Annotated in this window: 14 protein-coding genes; 2 read left to right on the forward strand and 12 right to left on the reverse strand. The window is 70.6% G+C overall.

Translation table 11 applies throughout. From position 1 onward, the window contains the following. Window positions 1–9: 9 nt before the first annotated feature. The 4 genes from D0T12_RS11115 to D0T12_RS11130 all read right to left on the reverse strand — a co-directional run bounded on the left by D0T12_RS11115 (window position 10) and on the right by D0T12_RS11130 (window position 3,077). Window positions 10–588 carry a TerD family protein gene (locus tag D0T12_RS11115; protein ID WP_117399419.1) on the reverse strand — a complete coding sequence of 193 codons (579 nt, stop codon included), beginning with the start codon at window positions 586–588 and terminating at the stop codon, window positions 10–12. Between the two features lie 74 nt (window positions 589–662). After that, window positions 663–1,811 carry a DUF475 domain-containing protein gene (locus D0T12_RS11120; protein WP_117399420.1) on the reverse strand — a complete coding sequence of 383 codons (1,149 nt, stop codon included), beginning with the start codon at window positions 1,809–1,811 and terminating at the stop codon, window positions 663–665. A gap of 65 nt (window positions 1,812–1,876) precedes the next feature. After that, window positions 1,877–2,455 carry a TerD family protein gene (locus tag D0T12_RS11125; RefSeq protein ID WP_117399421.1) on the reverse strand — a complete coding sequence of 193 codons (579 nt, stop codon included), beginning with the start codon at window positions 2,453–2,455 and terminating at the stop codon, window positions 1,877–1,879. Window positions 2,456–2,501: 46 nt separating this feature from the next. Beyond that, window positions 2,502–3,077, reverse strand: a complete 576-nt coding sequence (locus D0T12_RS11130; RefSeq protein WP_117399422.1) for a TerD family protein — start codon at window positions 3,075–3,077, stop codon at window positions 2,502–2,504. 224 nt (window positions 3,078–3,301) lie between these two features. Between D0T12_RS11130 and D0T12_RS11135 the strand changes: the two genes are divergently transcribed. Then, a complete protein-coding gene (locus D0T12_RS11135; protein ID WP_117399423.1) occupies window positions 3,302–4,549 on the forward strand; it encodes a molecular chaperone DnaJ in 1,248 nt (415 codons plus the stop codon). 382 nt (window positions 4,550–4,931) lie between these two features. Here D0T12_RS11135 and D0T12_RS11140 read toward each other — a convergent pair whose 3' ends face one another. The 3 genes from D0T12_RS11140 to dnaG all read right to left on the reverse strand — a co-directional run bounded on the left by D0T12_RS11140 (window position 4,932) and on the right by dnaG (window position 8,733). After that, window positions 4,932–5,402: a YbjQ family protein gene (locus D0T12_RS11140; RefSeq protein ID WP_117399424.1), complete on the reverse strand. Its 471-nt coding sequence runs from the start codon at window positions 5,400–5,402 to the stop codon at window positions 4,932–4,934. A 170-nt stretch (window positions 5,403–5,572) separates the two neighbouring features. Next, window positions 5,573–6,718, reverse strand: a complete 1,146-nt coding sequence (rpoD, locus tag D0T12_RS11145; protein ID WP_117399425.1) for an RNA polymerase sigma factor RpoD — start codon at window positions 6,716–6,718, stop codon at window positions 5,573–5,575. Between the two features lie 71 nt (window positions 6,719–6,789). Further along, window positions 6,790–8,733, reverse strand: a complete 1,944-nt coding sequence (gene dnaG, locus D0T12_RS11150; RefSeq protein ID WP_117399426.1) for a DNA primase — start codon at window positions 8,731–8,733, stop codon at window positions 6,790–6,792. Between the two features lie 228 nt (window positions 8,734–8,961). Here dnaG and D0T12_RS11155 point away from each other — a divergent pair, with 228 nt between their 5' ends. Next, complete coding sequence (locus D0T12_RS11155; RefSeq protein ID WP_117399427.1) at window positions 8,962–10,338, forward strand: ABC transporter ATP-binding protein; 1,377 nt, start codon at window positions 8,962–8,964, stop codon at window positions 10,336–10,338. 21 nt (window positions 10,339–10,359) lie between these two features. Here D0T12_RS11155 and D0T12_RS11160 read toward each other — a convergent pair whose 3' ends face one another. From D0T12_RS11160 to ppdK, 5 genes are all read right to left on the reverse strand, one after another. Continuing rightward, the gene (locus D0T12_RS11160; protein ID WP_117399428.1) at window positions 10,360–10,836 is read right to left on the reverse strand and encodes a GtrA family protein; all 477 of its coding nucleotides are present in this window, start codon (window positions 10,834–10,836) and stop codon (window positions 10,360–10,362) included. Between the two features lie 68 nt (window positions 10,837–10,904). Further along, the gene (locus D0T12_RS11165; RefSeq protein WP_117399429.1) at window positions 10,905–12,131 is read right to left on the reverse strand and encodes an NAD(P)/FAD-dependent oxidoreductase; all 1,227 of its coding nucleotides are present in this window, start codon (window positions 12,129–12,131) and stop codon (window positions 10,905–10,907) included. 90 nt (window positions 12,132–12,221) lie between these two features. Then, window positions 12,222–13,508 (reverse strand): deoxyguanosinetriphosphate triphosphohydrolase, encoded by a 1,287-nt coding sequence (locus tag D0T12_RS11170; RefSeq protein WP_117399430.1) that lies wholly within the window; start codon window positions 13,506–13,508, stop codon window positions 12,222–12,224. Between the two features lie 69 nt (window positions 13,509–13,577). Further along, entirely contained in the window at window positions 13,578–14,282 is a 705-nt protein-coding gene (locus tag D0T12_RS11175; RefSeq protein ID WP_117399431.1) for a YdcF family protein, read from the reverse strand. 76 nt (window positions 14,283–14,358) lie between these two features. Beyond that, window positions 14,359–17,025, reverse strand: a complete 2,667-nt coding sequence (ppdK, locus tag D0T12_RS11180; RefSeq protein WP_117399432.1) for a pyruvate, phosphate dikinase — start codon at window positions 17,023–17,025, stop codon at window positions 14,359–14,361. Between the last annotated feature and the right edge of the window lie 84 nt (window positions 17,026–17,109).

Here is a 17,109-nt window from a genome sequence, read left to right on the forward strand (position 1 = left end):
AGCCGCTGGTCACAGGTGCGTCGCCACGGCGGGCAGCAGGTGCTGGAACGTGCGGCCCGTCGCCGTCGCGCCGATCGCCGTCATCGACCAGCCGTCGCCGTCCCGCGACACCTTCGCCATGATCTGCGCGTTGTGCTGCCCCGCGCCGCTCAGGTCGTACCGGGCGATCTCCTGCCCGGTGGTCTCGTCCACCAGACGGCAGAACGCGTTAGCGATCTGGGAGAAGTCCTGGCCGGTGAAGGAGTTCACCGTGAACACCAGCTGGGTGACGTTCGCCGGGACGTTCTGCAGGTCGACGTTGATCACCTCGTCGTCGCCCTCGCCCTCCCCCGTCAGGTTGTCGCCGGTGTGCAGGACGGACCCGTCCTTGCTGCGCAGCTGCCGGAACCACACCTGGTCGGCGAGGTTGCCGCCCGCGTCGAACAGCAGGCACGAGGCGTCCAGGTCGATGGACTGGGACTTGCCCTTACCGAACAGGCCCCTCTTGGCGACGGCGTCCCAGCCGAGGCCCATCTTGACCCGGGTGAGCGTCCCGCCACCCGGCTTGGTCAGCGAGACCTTCTGTCCCTTCTGCAACGAGATGGACATCGTCGGCTCCTTCGATGGTCGATGCTGTGGGGTCGGGCTTCAGGGGACCCGGACACCGCCGGATCCGCCGCGGGTCAGACCTTGCTCGTCGAGCTCGTCGAAGGGAGTTCCGTGCCGTCCCCGCCGCCACCGGCCACGGGAGCCTCCCCGTCCCCGCCCCGGTTGCGGACGACCGAACTGACGAACGCGGCGATGATCAGCCCGGCGCCGAGCCCGCCCGTGATCCACTCGGGGACATGGTGCCCGATGCTGATCAGCATGCACACGGCGAGCGCGCCGATCGCCCAGTGCGCGCCGTGCTCCAGGTAGACGTACTCGTGCAGGGTGCCCTTGCGGACCAGGAAGACGGTGAGCGACCGGATGTACATGGCGCCGATGCCGAGGCCCAGCGCGATGACGATCGGGTCGGTGCTGATCGCGAACGCGCCGATGACGCCGTCGAAGCTGAACGAGGCGTCCAGCACCTCCAGGTACAGGAACAGGAAGAAGCCGGCCTTGCCGGTGGCCAGTGCGAGCGAACTCGGACCCGACCGACCGGCGGCTGCCTTTTCCCCGGCCGTCCCGTCCTCGCCTTCCTCCGCGTCCTCGTCGTCGTCCTCGCCCGCCTCGGAGAACAGCTCACCGAGCCCGTTGACCAGGATGTAGGTCACCATGCCGAGCACCCCGGCGATCATGACCTGGCCCGGGTCGTCGGCCGACAGCCACGCCACGAACGCCAGCGCGCCGCCCGCGACGACCACGGCCAGCTGGTCGAGCTTGCCGATACGGGCGAGCGGCCGCTCCAACCACGGCAGCCACTTGTCGGCGCGCTCCTCGAACACGAAGTCGAGGAACAGCATCAACAGGAACATCCCGCCGAACGCCGCGATCATCGGATAGGCGTCGTTCATCAGGTCGTGGTAGCGGTCGGAGTCGTTCAACGCCAGGTCGAACGCCTCGTACGGGTTCAGCTTGGCCGTGAGCCCCACGATCAGCAGCGGGAAGACCAGCCGCATGCCGAACACCGCGATCGCGATGCCGACCGTCAGGAAGATCTTCTGCCAGAAGGGGCTCATGCGGTCGAGCACCTTGGCGTTGACCACGGCGTTGTCGAACGACAGCGAGATCTCGAGAACGGCCAGCACGGCGACCAGCGCGAACCCGGTCGGCCCGCCGTACAGCAGGGCGAGGAGCAGGCCAGCGGCCGTGACGCCGAAGGACCACCCGAAGGTGCGAAGAATCATGCGCGTATTTCTGCTAGGAAGATCGGCCGGGCGTGCGTGCGGCCGGATGCGGAGGCCGCCGGCTGCTAGCCGACGTTCACGCCGAAGTCCATCGCGATACCGGCCAGACCCGAGGCGTACCCCTGGCCGACCGCCCTGAACTTCCATTCGCCGCTGTGCCGGTACAGCTCCCCGAAGACCATGGCCGTCTCGGTGGAGGCGTCCTCGGTGAGGTCGAAGCGGGCGAGTTCGTTGCCGTCGGTCCGGTTGACGATGCGGATGAAGGCGTTGCGGACCTGCCCGAAGCTCTGCTGCCGGTTGTCGGCGTCGTAGATCGACACGGGGAACACGATGCGTTCACATTCGGCGGGCACCGCGCCAAGGTCGACGTTGATGGACTCGTCGTCGCCCTCACCCTCACCGGTCAGGTTGTCCCCGGTGTGCTCGACCGAGCCGTCCGGGCTCTTCAGGTTGTTGAAGAACACGAAGTGCTGGTCGGAGATGACCTTGCCGGTGGACGCGAGCATCAACGCGGACGCGTCGAGGTCGAAGTCGGCGCCGGTGGTGGCGCGCACGTCCCAGCCGAGGCCGACGGTGACCGCGGTGAGGTTGGGGGCGGCCTTCGTCAGTGAGACGTTGCCGCCCTTGGCGAGTGAAACTCCCATGGGCCACTCCCTTCCTGTGGGTCTGCGTTCTGAGGGGCCTGAACGTTCAGAGGTTGACGCCGAAGTCGGTCGCGATGCCGGCGAGCCCCGAGGCGTAGCCCTGCCCGACGGCGCGGAACTTCCACTCCTCCCCGGAGCGGTAGAGCTCACCGAAGACCATCGCGGTCTCCATCGAGGCGTCCTCGGTCAGGTCGTAGCGCGCCATCTCCGACCCGTCGCCCTGGTTCAGAACGCGGATGTAGGCGTTGCGGACCTGCCCGAAGTTCTGGCCCCGGCCGTCGGCCTCGTAGATCGACACGGCGAAGGCGACCCGCTCGGCCGTGGCGGGCATCGCGCCGAAGTTCACCTTGAGCTGCTCGTCGTCGCCCTCGCCCGCCCCGGTCTTGTTGTCGCCGCTGTGCTCGACGGCGCCGTCCGGGGTGCGCAGGTTGTTGAAGAAGACGAAGTGCTGGTCGGTGATGATCTTTCCGGAGGCGTCCAGGACCAGCGCGGAGGCGTCCAGGTCGAAGTCCGTGCCGGTGGTGGTGCGCAGGTCCCAGCCAAGACCGACGATCACCGCCGACAGGCCGGGGGCCTGTTTGGTGAGCGAGACGTTGCCGCCCTTGCTGAGACTGACACCCACGATGGGCCTCCAAGATCGCATGCCGGTGCTACGGACGCCGCCCCGGCGCCCAGCCATATCGACGTAGCAGCGATGCTATCCGTTCCATTCCGGACGGAGGCATGAACGGCATCTGACGTGGAACCTGTTCGCCACCGCGACCGGCGCGCGGCCACGCGGGACCGGCCGGAGGGGAAAATCGGGGCGGTCTGCGCCAGACTGGGCAGGGACGAAGGGAGGCAGCGTTGCGGGGAGCGGGTGACCAGCGCCGCCGGGGCCGGGGGACGCAGGCGGCCACCGCGGCGGTCGAGGCCAGGGAGGCGGCGGCGACCGCCTTCTACGACATGGACCAGGCGCAGAAGTACATCGACGGCCGTGTCACCGTTTTCGAGGACTTGGACGCCAAGGCGGCCGAGCCCGTGCGGCGGGAGTTCACGGGGCTGGCCGAGTCCGCCGACGCGGCCGCGGTCGCCTATATCTCCGTCCTCGACGCGCACGACCTCGGTGACCAGGACCGGACACCGGCCGAGTACGACGCCGCGCGGCGCGCGTTCGTCGCGTCCACCGAACGGCTCCAGCAGGTCACCCGGAACCTGAACGGGTTCGCCGAGCGGCTCGCGCCGAAGATGGCCCGGCTGGAGAGCGCCCTCGACCAGCTCCCGCCGCGGCTGACCGCCGCGCGTGACGCCGTCGCCGCCGCCGACGCCGCCGTACGGGCCGCCGCGGACGCCGGGATGGACGCCTCAGACCCGGAGGCGGAGCTGGCCCAGGCCAGGCAGATCCTCGCGCAGCTCGGCTCGCAGGGCCTGGGCGGGCTCGGGCTGGACGGGGCCCTGCGCAAGGCCGAGGAGGTCCGCGAGATCGCCGAGCGGGCGCGCGAGGCCGCCGCGGAGCTGCCGCAGATGGCGCAGAAGGTCCGCAACTCGCTCGCGTCCGCCCGGACCCGCGTGGACGTCGTCGCGAACCGCGTGGGCCCCGTCAGGGAGGCGATGAAGGTCCTGCTCCGCGGCTACTCGCAGGCCTGCTGGCAGGACCTGAAGGGTGCGCCGGAGTCGATCGAGGCGGCCGTGACGCGGGCGCGTGAACGGCTGAACGAGGCGTCCGCGCACACGTCCCGCGCCGAGTGGAAGGAAGCGCAGCGGGCGCTCACCGCCGCCCGCACCGAGCTGAACGCCGCCGACCGTCGCGCCGGTCAGGTCACCGGACGGGTCGAGGAGCTGAGGGCCGTCGCCGCCGACCCGGACGGGCCGGCGGAGCGCGTCCGGTTCGCCGTGCGGGACGCGCAGCGGCTCGCCATGGCCCAGCCGGGCGGGGCGGCGCCGCAGCACGCCCGGGCGCTCGACTCGCTCGTCGCGCGGTTGGAGGAGGCGCCGAAGCGCCTCACCGGCGCCCACCCGGACTACTGGGCCTACCTGCGGGAGCTGGAGTCCATCAAGACCGCCGCCGGGGATGTCGTCACGCGCATCCGCGCGGAACGCGCCGCCCAGGGCTAACAGAGCCCGGCCGCCGAGGTCCGTTTCGACGTGACCTCAGCCCACACGCGAACGCGTTACCCGCCCGGCGCAGCAAAGCCGAGGCAAGCGAAACCGGACGAATCGCGAAGCGATGCCGCGTCCGCCCAGGCCCGATCACACAGCAAGCCACCAGGCGAGCAAAGTGGACCGGTCCTGCAATCAACACAGCCCACACGCGAACGCGTGACCCGCCCGGCGCAGCGAAGCCGAAGGCGAGCGGAGCCGGGCGGATCGCGAAGCGATGCCGCGTTCGCCCAGGAACGGTCACGCAGCGAGCCGCCAGGCGAGCGAAGTGGGCCGGGACTGCAATCAACACAGCCGCCAGGCGAGCGAAGTGGGCCGTTCCTGCAATAAATACAGCTCAGCGCGGGCGGTCGTGCAGGCCCATTGTGAGGTTGCGGGCGACCATCGGCGGGCCGCCGGGTTGCGGCTCGCCGTAGGGCGGGGGCTGGTTCTGCTGCTGCTGGGGGTACGGCTGCTGGTGTGGCGTCTGCTCGCGCGGCTGCGCCTGCGCGGGCTCCGCCCAGACGGCCGTTCCGTACGCGCAGACCTCCAGGCCGCCGCCGACCGCGACCGTGTCGAAACGCATCCCGACGACGGCGTTCGCGCCCTTGCGGCGCGCCTCCTCGCCGAGTCGGTCCACGGCCTCGCGCCGCGCGCCCGCCAGACCGGACGCCGGCTGCTCCCCCGTCACCCGGAACGTGGCGCTGCTTCCGCCGTGTCCGGGCTGGGGCGCGGAGATCGGGTCGGTCTGCGCGGCGGATCCGTGGACCTCGCCGAGCACACTCCTGATCTCGTACCCCGCCACGCCGTCAGTCGTCACGATCAGCATGACACCACGGTAAATCACCGCCCGGACGAAATGGGACGCAATCCCTCGACAGCCGTCCCTGACCGCGCTGTCGGAGCACGCCCGACCGGCCTCCCGGCGCTCCGGCCGGGAGGCGCTTCCGGGCCGAGCGACGCGCCGTCCCTCCGCGGGGCGGCGTCGGCCGCGCGTCGTCAGTCGAGATATTCGCGGAGCATCTGCGCGCGGGACGGGTGGCGCAGTTTCGCCAGGGTCTTCGACTCGATCTGCCGGATCCGTTCCCGCGTCACGCCGAACTCCCTGCCGACCTCCTCCAGGGTGCGCGGATGGCCGTCGGTCAGGCCGAAGCGCAGCTGGATGATGCGCTGTTCCCGTTCCGACAGCGTGCCCAGGATGTCCTCCAGCTGGTCCTGGAGAAGGATGAACGCCGCGGCCTCGATCGGCACGACGGCGTCCGCGTCCTCGATGAAGTCGCCGAGGTCGGAGTCTTCCTCTCCGATCGGCGACTGGAGCGAGACCGGTTCCTGCGCTATCCGCTGGATCTCCACGACCCGGATCGGGGACAGGCCCATCTCCCGGCCGATCTCCTCGGGGGTGGGTTCACGGCCGAGGTCCTGGTGGAGCTGGCGCTGCACCCGGACCAGCTTGTTGATCGTCTCGACCATGTGCACCGGGATCCGGATGGTCCTGGCCTGGTCGGCGATCGCCCTGGTGATGGCCTGCCGGATCCACCAGGTGGCGTACGTGGAGAACTTGAACCCCTTGGTGTAGTCGAATTTCTCGACCGCACGGATCAGTCCGAGATTTCCCTCCTGGATCAGGTCGAGGAACAGCATTCCCCGCCCGACATAGCGTTTCGCGATCGAGACCACCAGCCGGAGGTTGGCCTCGATCAGGCGTTGCTTCGCCCGCGTACCCTCGCGGGAGAGCAGTTCGAGGTCGAGGAGTTCGCCGCGGCCGAGGACGGCGGTGCGCGCCATCTTCTCCTCGGCGAACAGGCCCGCCTCGATCGATTTCGCGAGTTCTACTTCATCTTCTGCCGTGAGCAGCGGTACGCGACCGATCTCTCTCAGGTAGATCCGAACCAGGTCGCTCGTCGGCGCCCGCTTGCCGAGGTCTCCCTCGTCCGCTCGCGCGATGTCCTCGGTCTCCTGCTGAGACTCGAGGACCTCCACCCCCTGCTCCGCGAGCATCCGGACGACCCGTTCGAGGGAGTCGTCCGGCAAGTCCGAGCGATCGAGCGCGGCAGCGACGTCCTCGACGGTCACGCCGCCGCGTTCTCTGCCACGTGCGACGAGGTCCGCCACCTGATCAACCGATGGCGCCTCGCTTGGCAGCACCGAAGGGCCCACGAAGACAGTCTGCGTCAAGTGGGGCCAAGATCACAGGACCTATTTTGCGGTCCCTTGACTCACTGTGCTCCGAGACCTCGCTCCCGCAACACCCGTCTCTGCTGCTCAAGCGCGACAAGATCGCCGAAGAGGCGAGGGTACTCGTCGGGAGCCTCGACCGGATTCAGCCGCTCGAGTTTAGATTTCGCGTCGGCGATCATACGGGTGAGCTGGCGTTCCTGAATTCGGGAAAGCAATTCCACCGCATAACGGTCGCCCGAATCATCGGCCGCCCGCGCGGGTTCCACGCCGAGCCTGGTGATCAGGTCTCTGACCTGGTCGTCGGGGGCCAGCTCCAGCAGGCGCGCGACCCACTCGGCGACATTCTCCGCCGTCGCCACGCCGCCCGCGTCCGCGATGACCGCGCGGACCGTGGCGTGCGGCGGGGCGATGAACGCCTCCGCCGGGACCTCGTCGAAGGCGGGCCCGAGCACCGCCGGCCGCTGGACGGCGAGTTTCAGCAGCTCACGCTCCCGCTGGACCTCCGGGTCACTCGGATCGAACGCCGGGCGCGCCGCCGTCCGCTCCCCGGCTCCGGGGCGGCCGCCGCCATCGGCGCCGTTTCGTGCGCCACCGTTTTCGGACCGTCCGTTTCCGGCCCTGTGGTTCCCGTTCTGGGCGCGGCCGTGCCGCCGGTTGGCCAGCTCGCGGACGCGGCGCAGCACGAACTGCTCGTCCATGAACCCGAGCCAGCGGTCGAGGTTGACCGCGTACAGGTGGCGGCGCGACCGGTCCTTGATGGCGGCGACGACCGGGGCCGCGGCGTCCAGGGCGCTCAGCCGCCCCTCCACGGTGTCGAGGTCGTGCTGCTCGATCGCGCTGCGCACCGCGAACTCGAACAGCGGCAGCCGGGAGGCGATCAGGTCGCGCACCGCCGCGTCGCCGTGCCGGATGCGCAGGTCGCACGGGTCCAGACCGTCGGGCTGGACGGCGACGAAGGTCTGCGAGACGAACTTCTGCTCGTCGTCGAACGCGCGCAGCGCCGCCTTACGACCGGCCGCGTCGCCGTCGAAGGTGAAGATCACCTCGCCGCGGAACTCGTCCTGGTCCATCAGCAACCGGCGCAGCACCTTGATGTGGTCGTCGCCGAAGGAGGTGCCGCACGTCGCGATCGCGGTCGGGACGCCCGCCAGATGGCAGGCCATCACGTCGGTGTAGCCCTCCACCACCACGGCCTGGCGGCGCTTGGCGATCTCCCTTTTCGCCAGGTCGGCCCCGTACAGGACCGAGCCCTTGTGGAAGAGCGGCGACTCGGGGGTGTTCAGGTACTTGGGGCCGTCGTCGTCCTCGTAGAGCCGCCGCGCGCCGAACCCGATGACGTCGCCGGACAGGTCGCGGATCGGCCACATCAGCCGCCCGCGGAACCGGTCCATCGGGCCGCGCCGCCCCTCCTTGGCGAGCCCGCCCGCGATGATGTCGCGGTCGGCGAAGCCGCGGCGGCGCAGGTGCCCGACCAGGCCCTCCCACTCGCGCGGCGCGAACCCGACGCCGAAGCGCTCGGCGTCGGCGGGCTCGAAGCCGCGCTCGGACAGGAACGTGCGGCCGATCGCGCCGTCCGGCGAGTTCAGCCGCTCGGCGTAGTACTCGGCGGCGGCCCGGTGCGCCTCGATCAGCCGGGCGCGCTGCCCGCCGTCCTGGCGGGGGCCGCGGGCACCGCCGTCCTCGTAGCGCAGCTGGACGCCCGCCTGCGCGGCGAGCCGCTCCACCGCCTCGGTGAAGGACAGGTGCTCGATCTCCTGGACGAACTTGATGACGTCGCCGCCCGCCCCGCAGCCGAAGCAGTGGTACAGCCCGCGCGACGGCGTCACGTTGAACGAGGGCGACTTCTCGTCGTGGAACGGGCAGAGGCCCTTGAGATTCCCGCCGCCCGCGTTGCGCAGCTGCAGGTACTCGCCGATCACGGCGTCGACCGACGACCGCTCCCGCACGAGCGCGATGTCCTCATTGCGAATCCTGCCTGCCACGACGTAGGAGTCTACGGCGGCGCTCCGACATCCGGCACCGGGAGCCCGAACCCGGCGCCCACTCGGACGACCAGGGCCGGCCCCCTCCGTCGCTGTCCGAAAATCGAGCGATTTTGACCGGTCTCGGCCGACTCGGCCCCGACATCCTGAAAACTACTCTGGACAACATGGAGCGTCGCGCGATGTGATGGCGGACACCCCAATTGCTCCACTCCAGGCGGACCCGAAATGACGGATGTTGTACTCGACGGTGTCGACAAGGTGTATCCGGGCGGGGTGGCCGCCGTCCGAAATATCCGTTTGAAGATCAATGACGGTGAGCTGTTCGTCCTGCTCGGCCCGTCCGGCTGCGGCAAGTCCACGATCCTGCGCATGATCGCCGGGTTGGAGGAGATCACGAACGGCGCCATCTGGCTGAACGGAGCGATCGCCAACGACCTGCCTCCCCGGGAACGGAACGTCGCCATGGTGTTCCAGGAGGGGGCGCTCTACCCGCACCGCACGGTCAAGGGCAACATGCTGTTCCCCCTGCAGGTCTCCGGGGACGACCGCGTCGAGGCGAACGCGAAGGTCCAGGAGCTCGCCCGTGCCCTCGGCATCGACTCGATGATCGACCGGCTGCCGCGCACGCTGTCGGGCGGCCAGCGGCAGCGAGCCGCGATCGGCCGGGCGCTGGTCCGCGAGCCGTCGCTCTTCCTGCTGGACGAGCCGCTGTCCAGCCTCGACGCGGGCCTGCGCACCGAACTGCGCGTGGAGATCTCCGCGCTGGTGCGCGCCACCGGCACCACCACCGTCTACGTGACCCACGACCAGGTCGAGGCCATGACGATGGCCGACCGGATGGCGGTGCTGCGCGACGGCGTCCTGGAGGACGTCGGCACCCCCGAGCAGATCTACCAGGACCCGGCGACCGTGTTCGTGGCCGCGTTCCTCAGCTCACCGCCGATCAACCTGCTTCAGGGGACGCTGTGGACCGTGGAGGACGAGGGACTGCTGATCGACTTCGGCGCGCAGCGGCTGACCATCCCGTGGGACGATCCGCGGACGTCCGCGCTGATCAGCCACCAGGGCCGTCCCGTCACGGTCGCGATCCGCCCGGACAACCTCACGCCCATCGCCCCCGGCTCCCCCGCCGCGCCCGGCACCGTCCTGTCCGGCCAGGTCAGGGCGCTGGAGTTCCACGGGCACGAGTGGCTCGCCTACGCCGAGGCCGGGATCACCACGGTCGACCCGACCACGGTGGGACGGCCCGCCCCGGCCACACCGCCGCAGCCCGAACGGCCCACGCTGCGCGACAGGCTCCGGACGCTGCTCGGCCCGTCACAGCCGCCCGAGCAGGAGCAGGCGGTCGAGGAGCACGTCGGCGGCCACCACCGGCGGCCCGACCTGATGTTCCGCATCGCGCCCGGCGACCGCCCGAACCGCGGCGACCGCGTCGCGCTGGCCGTCGACCTCGACCGGATCCTGTTCTTCGGCGCCGACGGACGCCGCGTCACCCCCGTCCACCGGCACCAATCGGCACCGCCCCGGGCGCACCGGCCCGAGCACGCGGGCCAGGAGGCGCCGCACGCCCACGACGGTCACGGCGGCCACGGCGGTCGATGACCGCCGCGAACGCGGAGCCCGTCAGGCCACCGTCGGGGTGAACACCCACTTCTTGTACGACCAGTAGCGGAACGCGGCACCGAACGCGACGCCGGCCAGCAGCCCGACGTTGTAGGCGACTCCCCCGTGCAGACCGAGGGTGTAGTAGGTGAACCCGGTGCACACCACCTGGATCAGCAGCCCCACGCCGTTCAACGCGAAGAAGATCGCGACCTCGCGGCTCGATCCGTCACTGTCGCGGTGGCGGAACACCCAGAACCGGTTGAGCAGGTACGACGCCAGCGTGGACACCACGGTCGGAACGACGACGCTCGTGACGGGGCTGCCGCCGAGCAGGGCGCGCATCAGGTTGGCGCCGAAGATCATGATCAGCGTGCCGACGACGCCGACGAAGCCGAAGCTGAGCAGTTCGCTCAGGAAGCCGCCACGCTGGAAGGGCCCGTAGACCGGGGCGGCCGCGACCGTTCTCGTCGGTCTTGACCGCTGGATGGTGTTCACTCGCCCAGACCTTACCTGAGTAGGCCATATACCAGAGTCACAACCCACCCAAAAGATCAACGACGGGATCAGGCGAGTTCGGCGAGCGGGACCTCCGGGTCGGTGAGCCTGGCGGCGTCCACGGGCCGTCCGGAGCGGATCAGCGCCTGCACGTCGCCGGTGACGTCCCACACGTTGACGTTCATCCCCGCGACGACCCGGCCGCCCGACAGCCAGAACGCGATGAACTCGCGGCCGGGGACGTCCCCCCGGTACACGACTTCGTCGTACTCCCCCGGCGTCGCGACACCGGAGAACTCCATGCCGAGGTCGTACTGGTCGCTGTAGAAGTACGGGACACGGTCGTAGACGACGTCCTGGCCGAGCATGGCGCGGGCGGCGGCCGGTCCGCCGTTCAGCGCGTTCGCCCAGTGCTCCACGCGGATACGGCGTCCGAGCAGCGGGTTGTGGGCGTTGGCGACGTCCCCGGCCGCGTAGATGTCGGGATCGGACGTGCGCAGCGAGGCGTCCACGAGGATCCCGTTGGACACGTCGAGCCCGGCCTCCTCGGCCAGCCGGACGTTGGGCCGCACCCCGATCCCGACGATCACGACGTCCGCGGGCACCTCGGCGCCGCCGGAGGTCACCACCGCCGACACCTGACCGGCGCCCCAGAACCCGGCGACGCCCTGGCCGAGCCGCAGGTCGACGCCGTGCTCGCGGTGCAGGTCGGCGTAGACTCCGCCGAGCTCGGGGCCGAGGGCGGCGTGCAGCGGCGTCGCCCCCGGATCGATGATCGTCACCTCGTTGCCGTGGGCGCGGGCGGCTGCGGCCGTCTCCAGGCCGATCCATCCGGCGCCGGCGACGACGACACGGCGGCCGCCGTGCGCGAGGGCCTGCTTCAGCGCCGCCGAGTCGGCCATGGTCCGCAGGTAGTGGATGCCCTGGAGCTTGGCGCCGGGCACGTCCAGCCGCCTCGGGGACGCGCCGGTCGCCAGCAGCAGCTTGTCGTAGCCGATCGGCTCGCCGGTGGACAGCCGCACCTCGTGCGCGGCCCGGTCGATGGACGTGACGGCGACGCCGAGCCGCAGTTCCGCGTCGTGCTCGTCGTACCAGTCGGCCTCGTGGACGTGGGCCTTCTCGCGCGGCTCCTTGTCCAGCAGGAACCCCTTGGACAGCGGAGGTCGCTCGTACGGCCGTTCGATCTCGTCGCCGATCAGCAGCAGTCGGCCGGTGAAACCCTCCGCGCGGAGCGTCTCCGCCGCCTTGGCACCCGCCAGGCTGGCACCGGCGATGACGAACGTCTCCTGGGGCATGACGACCTCCTGCGCTTAACCGGTAGTTATCCCGACCGCGGTCTCTGTAACGAGACAAGAGTCATCATCGCGCGCTTCAGATCATGGGCCTCACGCGACCCCCTCCAGAGCGCGGTGGCGGGCCATGGCGGACAGGTCGGTCAGCGACGCGATCTGGTCGACGACGGCGCGGAGCCGGGCCGCGTCGTCGGCGGCGTCCTCGAAGGCGGCGCGGAAGCCGGGTTCCAGGGTCCGGGGGGCGCCGGCCAGCGTCATCTCGGCCAGTTCGATGATCAGCGTCCGCTGCCGGGCCCTGACCTCCTCGTGACTGATCCACACGTAGTGCGCCGTGATGCCCTTGAGCAGCGCGTTCTCCAGCCGCTGCGCGCGTGGGACGATCAGTTCGGCGGCGTAGCGGGTCAGCGGACGGTCGCCGTAGGCGTCGCGGGTCGCGGTCTCGGCCGCCAGGCAGAACCGTCCGATCAGGGTGCTGGTGAGGTTCTTCAGGGCGGCGAGGCTGCGCGGGGTGCCGTCGTAGCGGTCGGGCCAGCACGGCTCGGCGAGCAGCGCGGCGAACCGCTCCTCCAGCTCGGCCAGGTCGGCGTCCGGGCAGTACAGCTTGGTCGCGGTGGCGGCGACGAGGCGGCGTTCGGCCGGATCGGCGAGCAGCGCGAAGTCGATGTGCCCGGCGACCAGCGCGTCCTCGAGGTCGTGGACGGAGTAGGCGACGTCGTCGCTCCAGTCCATGACCTGGGCCTCGAAGCACGTCCGGCCCGGTTCGACGCCCTCGCGCACCCAGTCCGCGACGTCGACGTCGTCGGGGTAGATGCCGAACTTCCCGTTGACCGCCTCCGCCTGGGACCACGGGTACTTCATCGCGGCGTCCAGCGCGGCGCGGGTCAGGTTCAGGCCGACGCTGCGGCCGTGCAGCGGCGGGCCGTCCGACGCGAACGACTTGGGTTCCAGCCGGGTCAGGACGCGCAGGCTCTGCGCGTTGCCCTCGAAGCCGCCGCAGTCCCGGGCGAACACGTCGAGGGCGGCCTCGCCGTTGTGGCCGAACGGCGGGTGCCCGATGTCGTGGGACAGGCACGCCGCCTCCACCAGGTCGGGGTCGCAGCCGAGGGACTTGCCCAGCTCACGGCCGACCTGAGCGCATTCGAGCGAGTGGGTCAGCCGGGTGCGCAGGCTCTGCACGGTGCCGCCCGCGGCGTCCGCGCCGGGCGAGGCGACCTGGGTCTTCGCGGCGAGCCGGCGCAGGGCGGCGCTGTGCAGGACGCGGGCGCGGTCGCGTTCGAACGCCGTCCGGTCGCGCCGTTTGGCGGGTTCGGGCGCCCAGCGGTGCCGGTCCCGGGCCGTGTAGCCGTCGGAACTCCGGTGGTCGAGGTTGGTGGTCGTCATGGCCCTATCCAGAGTAAGCGGGCGCGCCGTGCCCCGCTCACCGCCCGCCCGCTCACCGTCCGCCCCGGCTCACCGGTCGCCCCGCAGGACGTAGGACAGGTAACCGCCGGTCTCGCGGACGATGTAGCGGAACTGCGTCTTGCGGGTCTGGACGCTGGGCCCGCTGCGCGTCGGGGACGCGGCGGACGTGATGCCGTGGTCCTCGGCCATCTTCTTGGAGCGCAGCCCGTGCCACGGATCGGTGACGATCACCCCGGACTTCCAGTGGTGCCGTTCGAACTCCTTGCCGACGGCCGCCATGCTCTCCAGCGTGTCCCGTCCGACGGGCACCGCGAAGACCTTCGACGCGGGCACCCCGCCCTTCTTGATCAGCCAGGCGCGGCCGGAGCCCGCCTCGGTGTAGTTGTCGCCGGGCGCCTTGCCGCCGACGGTGACGATGGCGGGCGCGACCCCGTCGCGGTAGAGGTCGAGGGCGTGCTGGAGCCGCCACCTGAGCGTCGGGGACGGCACGCCGTTGTACTGCGCGGCGCCGAGGACGATGATCGCGTCGGAGCGCGGCCGCTCGTCCTGTCGGGCCTGGTACCAGACGCGCGTTCCCACGGTCAGGGGCGTCAGGACGACGATGGCCAGCAGCCCGAGGACGACGCCCACCGAGATCGTGAACCAGGGCGACCGCCGCCGCTTCTCCCGGCGGTCGTTCTCGGGGCCGTCGTTCTCGGGCGTCTCGGCGTCGTCCTCGGGCTCGCGGCCCGGCATTTCCAGTTCCAACGTCATCGCTTCGGACACACTAGTGAGATGGTCCGCGACGTGCGCCGGGTTCGCGATTCAGCCGTGCCGGCCGGATACTTTTTCAGCCGATCGCGGCCCGTCCCGCCTCCAGCCGCGCCACCGGGACGCGGAACGGCGAGCAGGACACGTAGTCGAGACCGACCTCGTGGCAGAAGTGCACCGAGTCGGGGTCGCCCCCGTGCTCACCGCAGATGCCGAGGTGCAGGTCGGGCCGGGCGCGGCGGCCCTCCTCCACGGCGATGCGGACGAGCCGCCCGACGCCGTCCCGGTCGAGGGTCTCGAACGGCGACACCCCGAAGATCCCGAGGTCCAGGTACTGGGAGAAGAACGCCGCCTCCACGTCGTCGCGGGAGAAGCCCCAGGTCGTCTGGGTGAGGTCGTTGGTGCCGAAGGAGAAGAACTCGGCGGCCTCGGCGATCTGGCCCGCGGTCAGCGCGGCCCTCGGCAGCTCGATCATGGTGCCGATCAGGGCGGGCACGTCGACCCCCGTGGCGGACCCGACCTCGGCCAGGATGGCGCGGGCCTCGTCGCGGACGGCCTCCAGCTCCTGCACCGCCCCGACCAACGGGATCATGATCTCGGGGCGCGGGTCGCCGCCCGCGACCCTGCGCGCCGCCGCGGCCTCGGCGATGGCCCGGACCTGCATGCCGAAAAGTCCCGGAATCACCAAACCGAGCCGCACGCCGCGCAGGCCCAGCATAGGGTTCTGCTCGTGCAGTCGGTTGACTGCTTCGAGCAGTCTCCGGTCTTCCGCATCCGCCTCGTCGCCCGCGAGCGCGATCCTGACCGACAGCTCGGTGATGTCGGGGAGGAATTCGTGCAGGGGCGGGTCGATGAGCCGGATGGTGACCGGCAACCCGTCCATCGCCTCGAAGATGCCCTCGAAGTCCTGCCGCTGGAGGGGTTCCAGGGCGTCCAGCGCGGCGTTCCGCCCCTGGTCGTCCTCGGCGAGGATGAGCTGCTCGACGAGTTGCCGCCGGTCGCCGAGGAACATGTGCTCGGTGCGGCACAGCCCGATCCCGGTCGCGCCGAACCGGCGGGCCCGCCCCGAGTCCTCGGGGGTGTCGGCGTTCGCGCGGACCTTGAGCGCCGCCCGCGCGTCGGCGTGCTCCATGACCCGGTGCACGGCCTTGACGAGGTCGTCGCCGTCCTCGACGGACAGGTCACCCTCGAAGTACCGGACGACGGGCGAGTCCTCGACGGGGACCTCGCCGAGGTAGACGTCCCCGGACGACCCGTCGATGGAGATCACGTCGCCCTCGCCGACCGTCACGCCGCCGGGGGCGGTGAACTGCCCGTTCTTGACGTCGACGTCCAGTTCCTCGGCGCCGCACACGCACGTCTTGCCCATGCCGCGGGCGACGACGGCGGCGTGCGAGGTCTTGCCGCCGCGGGACGTCAGGACGCCCCTGGCGGCGACCATCCCGGCGAGGTCGTCGGGGTTGGTCTCCCGGCGGACGAGGATCACGTCCTCGCCGCGCCCGGAGAGTTCCACGGCCCGCTCGGAGGTGAACACGACCTTGCCCACGGCCGCTCCGGGCGAGGCGTTCATGCCCCGGGTGAGTTTCTTGACGCCGTCGACCTTGCTGGCGAAGCGGGGGAACATGAGCTGGGCGAGCTGGTCGCCGGTGACGCGGCGGGTCGCCTCGTCGGCGTCGATGAGCCCCTGGTCGAGGAGCTGGCAGGCGATGCGGAACGCCGCGGCGGCGGTCCGCTTGCCTACTCGGGTCTGGAGCATCCACAGTTTCCCGCGCTCGATCGTGAACTCGATGTCGCACATGTCGCGGTAGTGGTTCTCCAGCGTCTCCATGATTTCGAGCAGCCGGTCGTAGGACGCCTGGTCGATGCGTTCGAGCTCGGTCAGCGGGACGGTGTTGCGGATCCCGGCGACGACGTCCTCGCCCTGCGCGTTCTGCAGGTAGTCGCCGTAGATGCCCTGCTGCCCGGACGCCGGGTCGCGGGTGAACGCGACGCCCGTGCCGGAGTCCAGGCCCATGTTGCCGAAGACCATGGCGCAGATGTTGACCGCGGTGCCGAGGTCGACGGGGATGCGCTCCTGCCGCCGGTACAGGACGGCGCGGGGCGCGTTCCAGGAGTCGAACACCGCCTTGACGGCGAGGTCCATCTGCTCGCGCGGGTCGGTCGGGAAGTCCCGGCCCGCCCGCTCCCGGACGATGACCTTGAACCGGTCGACGAGGGCCTTGAAGTCCTCGGCGACGAGGTCGCCGTCGTTGTCGCTGCCGCGGGCGCGTTTGACGTCCTCGACGGCGTCCTCGAACAGGTCGCCGTCGATGTCGAGGACGGTCTTGCCGAACATCTGGATCAGGCGGCGGTAGGAGTCCCACGCGAACCGCTCGTCCCCGGCCTGCGCGGCGAGGCCCAGCACCGACTCGTCGTTCAGCCCGACGTTGAGGACGGTCTCCATCATGCCCGGCATGCTGAACTTCGCGCCGGAACGCACGCTGACCAGGAGCGGGTCGTCGCTCTGGCCGAGCTTCTTGCCCATCGCGGACTCCAGCGCGGCGAGGTGGCGGTCCACCTCGTCCGTGAGGCCCTCGGGCGGGTTCCCGTGCTCCAGGTAGTGCCGGCAGGCCTCCGTGGTGATCGTGAAGCCTGGGGGCACGGGCAGTCCGAGGTTGGTCATCTCGGCGAGGTTGGCGCCTTTGCCGCCCAGCAGTTCCTTGAGGTTCTTGTTTCCCTCGGTGAAGTCGTACACGAACTTCGGCACGGGGAGCTCCTTCTCGCTCCGGTTCCACACAGCGGCAGTGCCGGAACCGCCGCGGCGTGGACGCGACGTCGCGAACCCCCGAGC

This window comes from Actinomadura spongiicola (assembly GCF_003432485.1).
Classification (GTDB): domain Bacteria; phylum Actinomycetota; class Actinomycetes; order Streptosporangiales; family Streptosporangiaceae; genus Spirillospora; species Spirillospora spongiicola.

Excerpts from the sequence above, each read along its gene's own strand:
- D0T12_RS11115 (WP_117399419.1), bottom strand. The coding sequence starts at position 588 with ATGTCCATCTCGTTGCAGAAGGGACAGAAGGTCTCGCTGACCAAGCCG.
- D0T12_RS11120 (WP_117399420.1), bottom strand. The coding sequence starts at position 1,811 with ATGATTCTTCGCACCTTCGGGTGGTCCTTCGGCGTCACGGCCGCTGGC.
- D0T12_RS11125 (WP_117399421.1), bottom strand. The coding sequence starts at position 2,455 with ATGGGAGTTTCACTCGCCAAGGGCGGCAACGTCTCACTGACGAAGGCC.
- D0T12_RS11140 (WP_117399424.1), bottom strand. The coding sequence starts at position 5,402 with ATGCTGATCGTGACGACTGACGGCGTGGCGGGGTACGAGATCAGGAGT.
- D0T12_RS11155 (WP_117399427.1), top strand. The coding sequence starts at position 8,962 with ATGACGGATGTTGTACTCGACGGTGTCGACAAGGTGTATCCGGGCGGG.
- D0T12_RS11165 (WP_117399429.1), bottom strand. The coding sequence starts at position 12,131 with ATGCCCCAGGAGACGTTCGTCATCGCCGGTGCCAGCCTGGCGGGTGCC.
- D0T12_RS11170 (WP_117399430.1), bottom strand. The coding sequence starts at position 13,508 with ATGACGACCACCAACCTCGACCACCGGAGTTCCGACGGCTACACGGCC.
- D0T12_RS11175 (WP_117399431.1), bottom strand. The coding sequence starts at position 14,282 with ATGACGTTGGAACTGGAAATGCCGGGCCGCGAGCCCGAGGACGACGCC.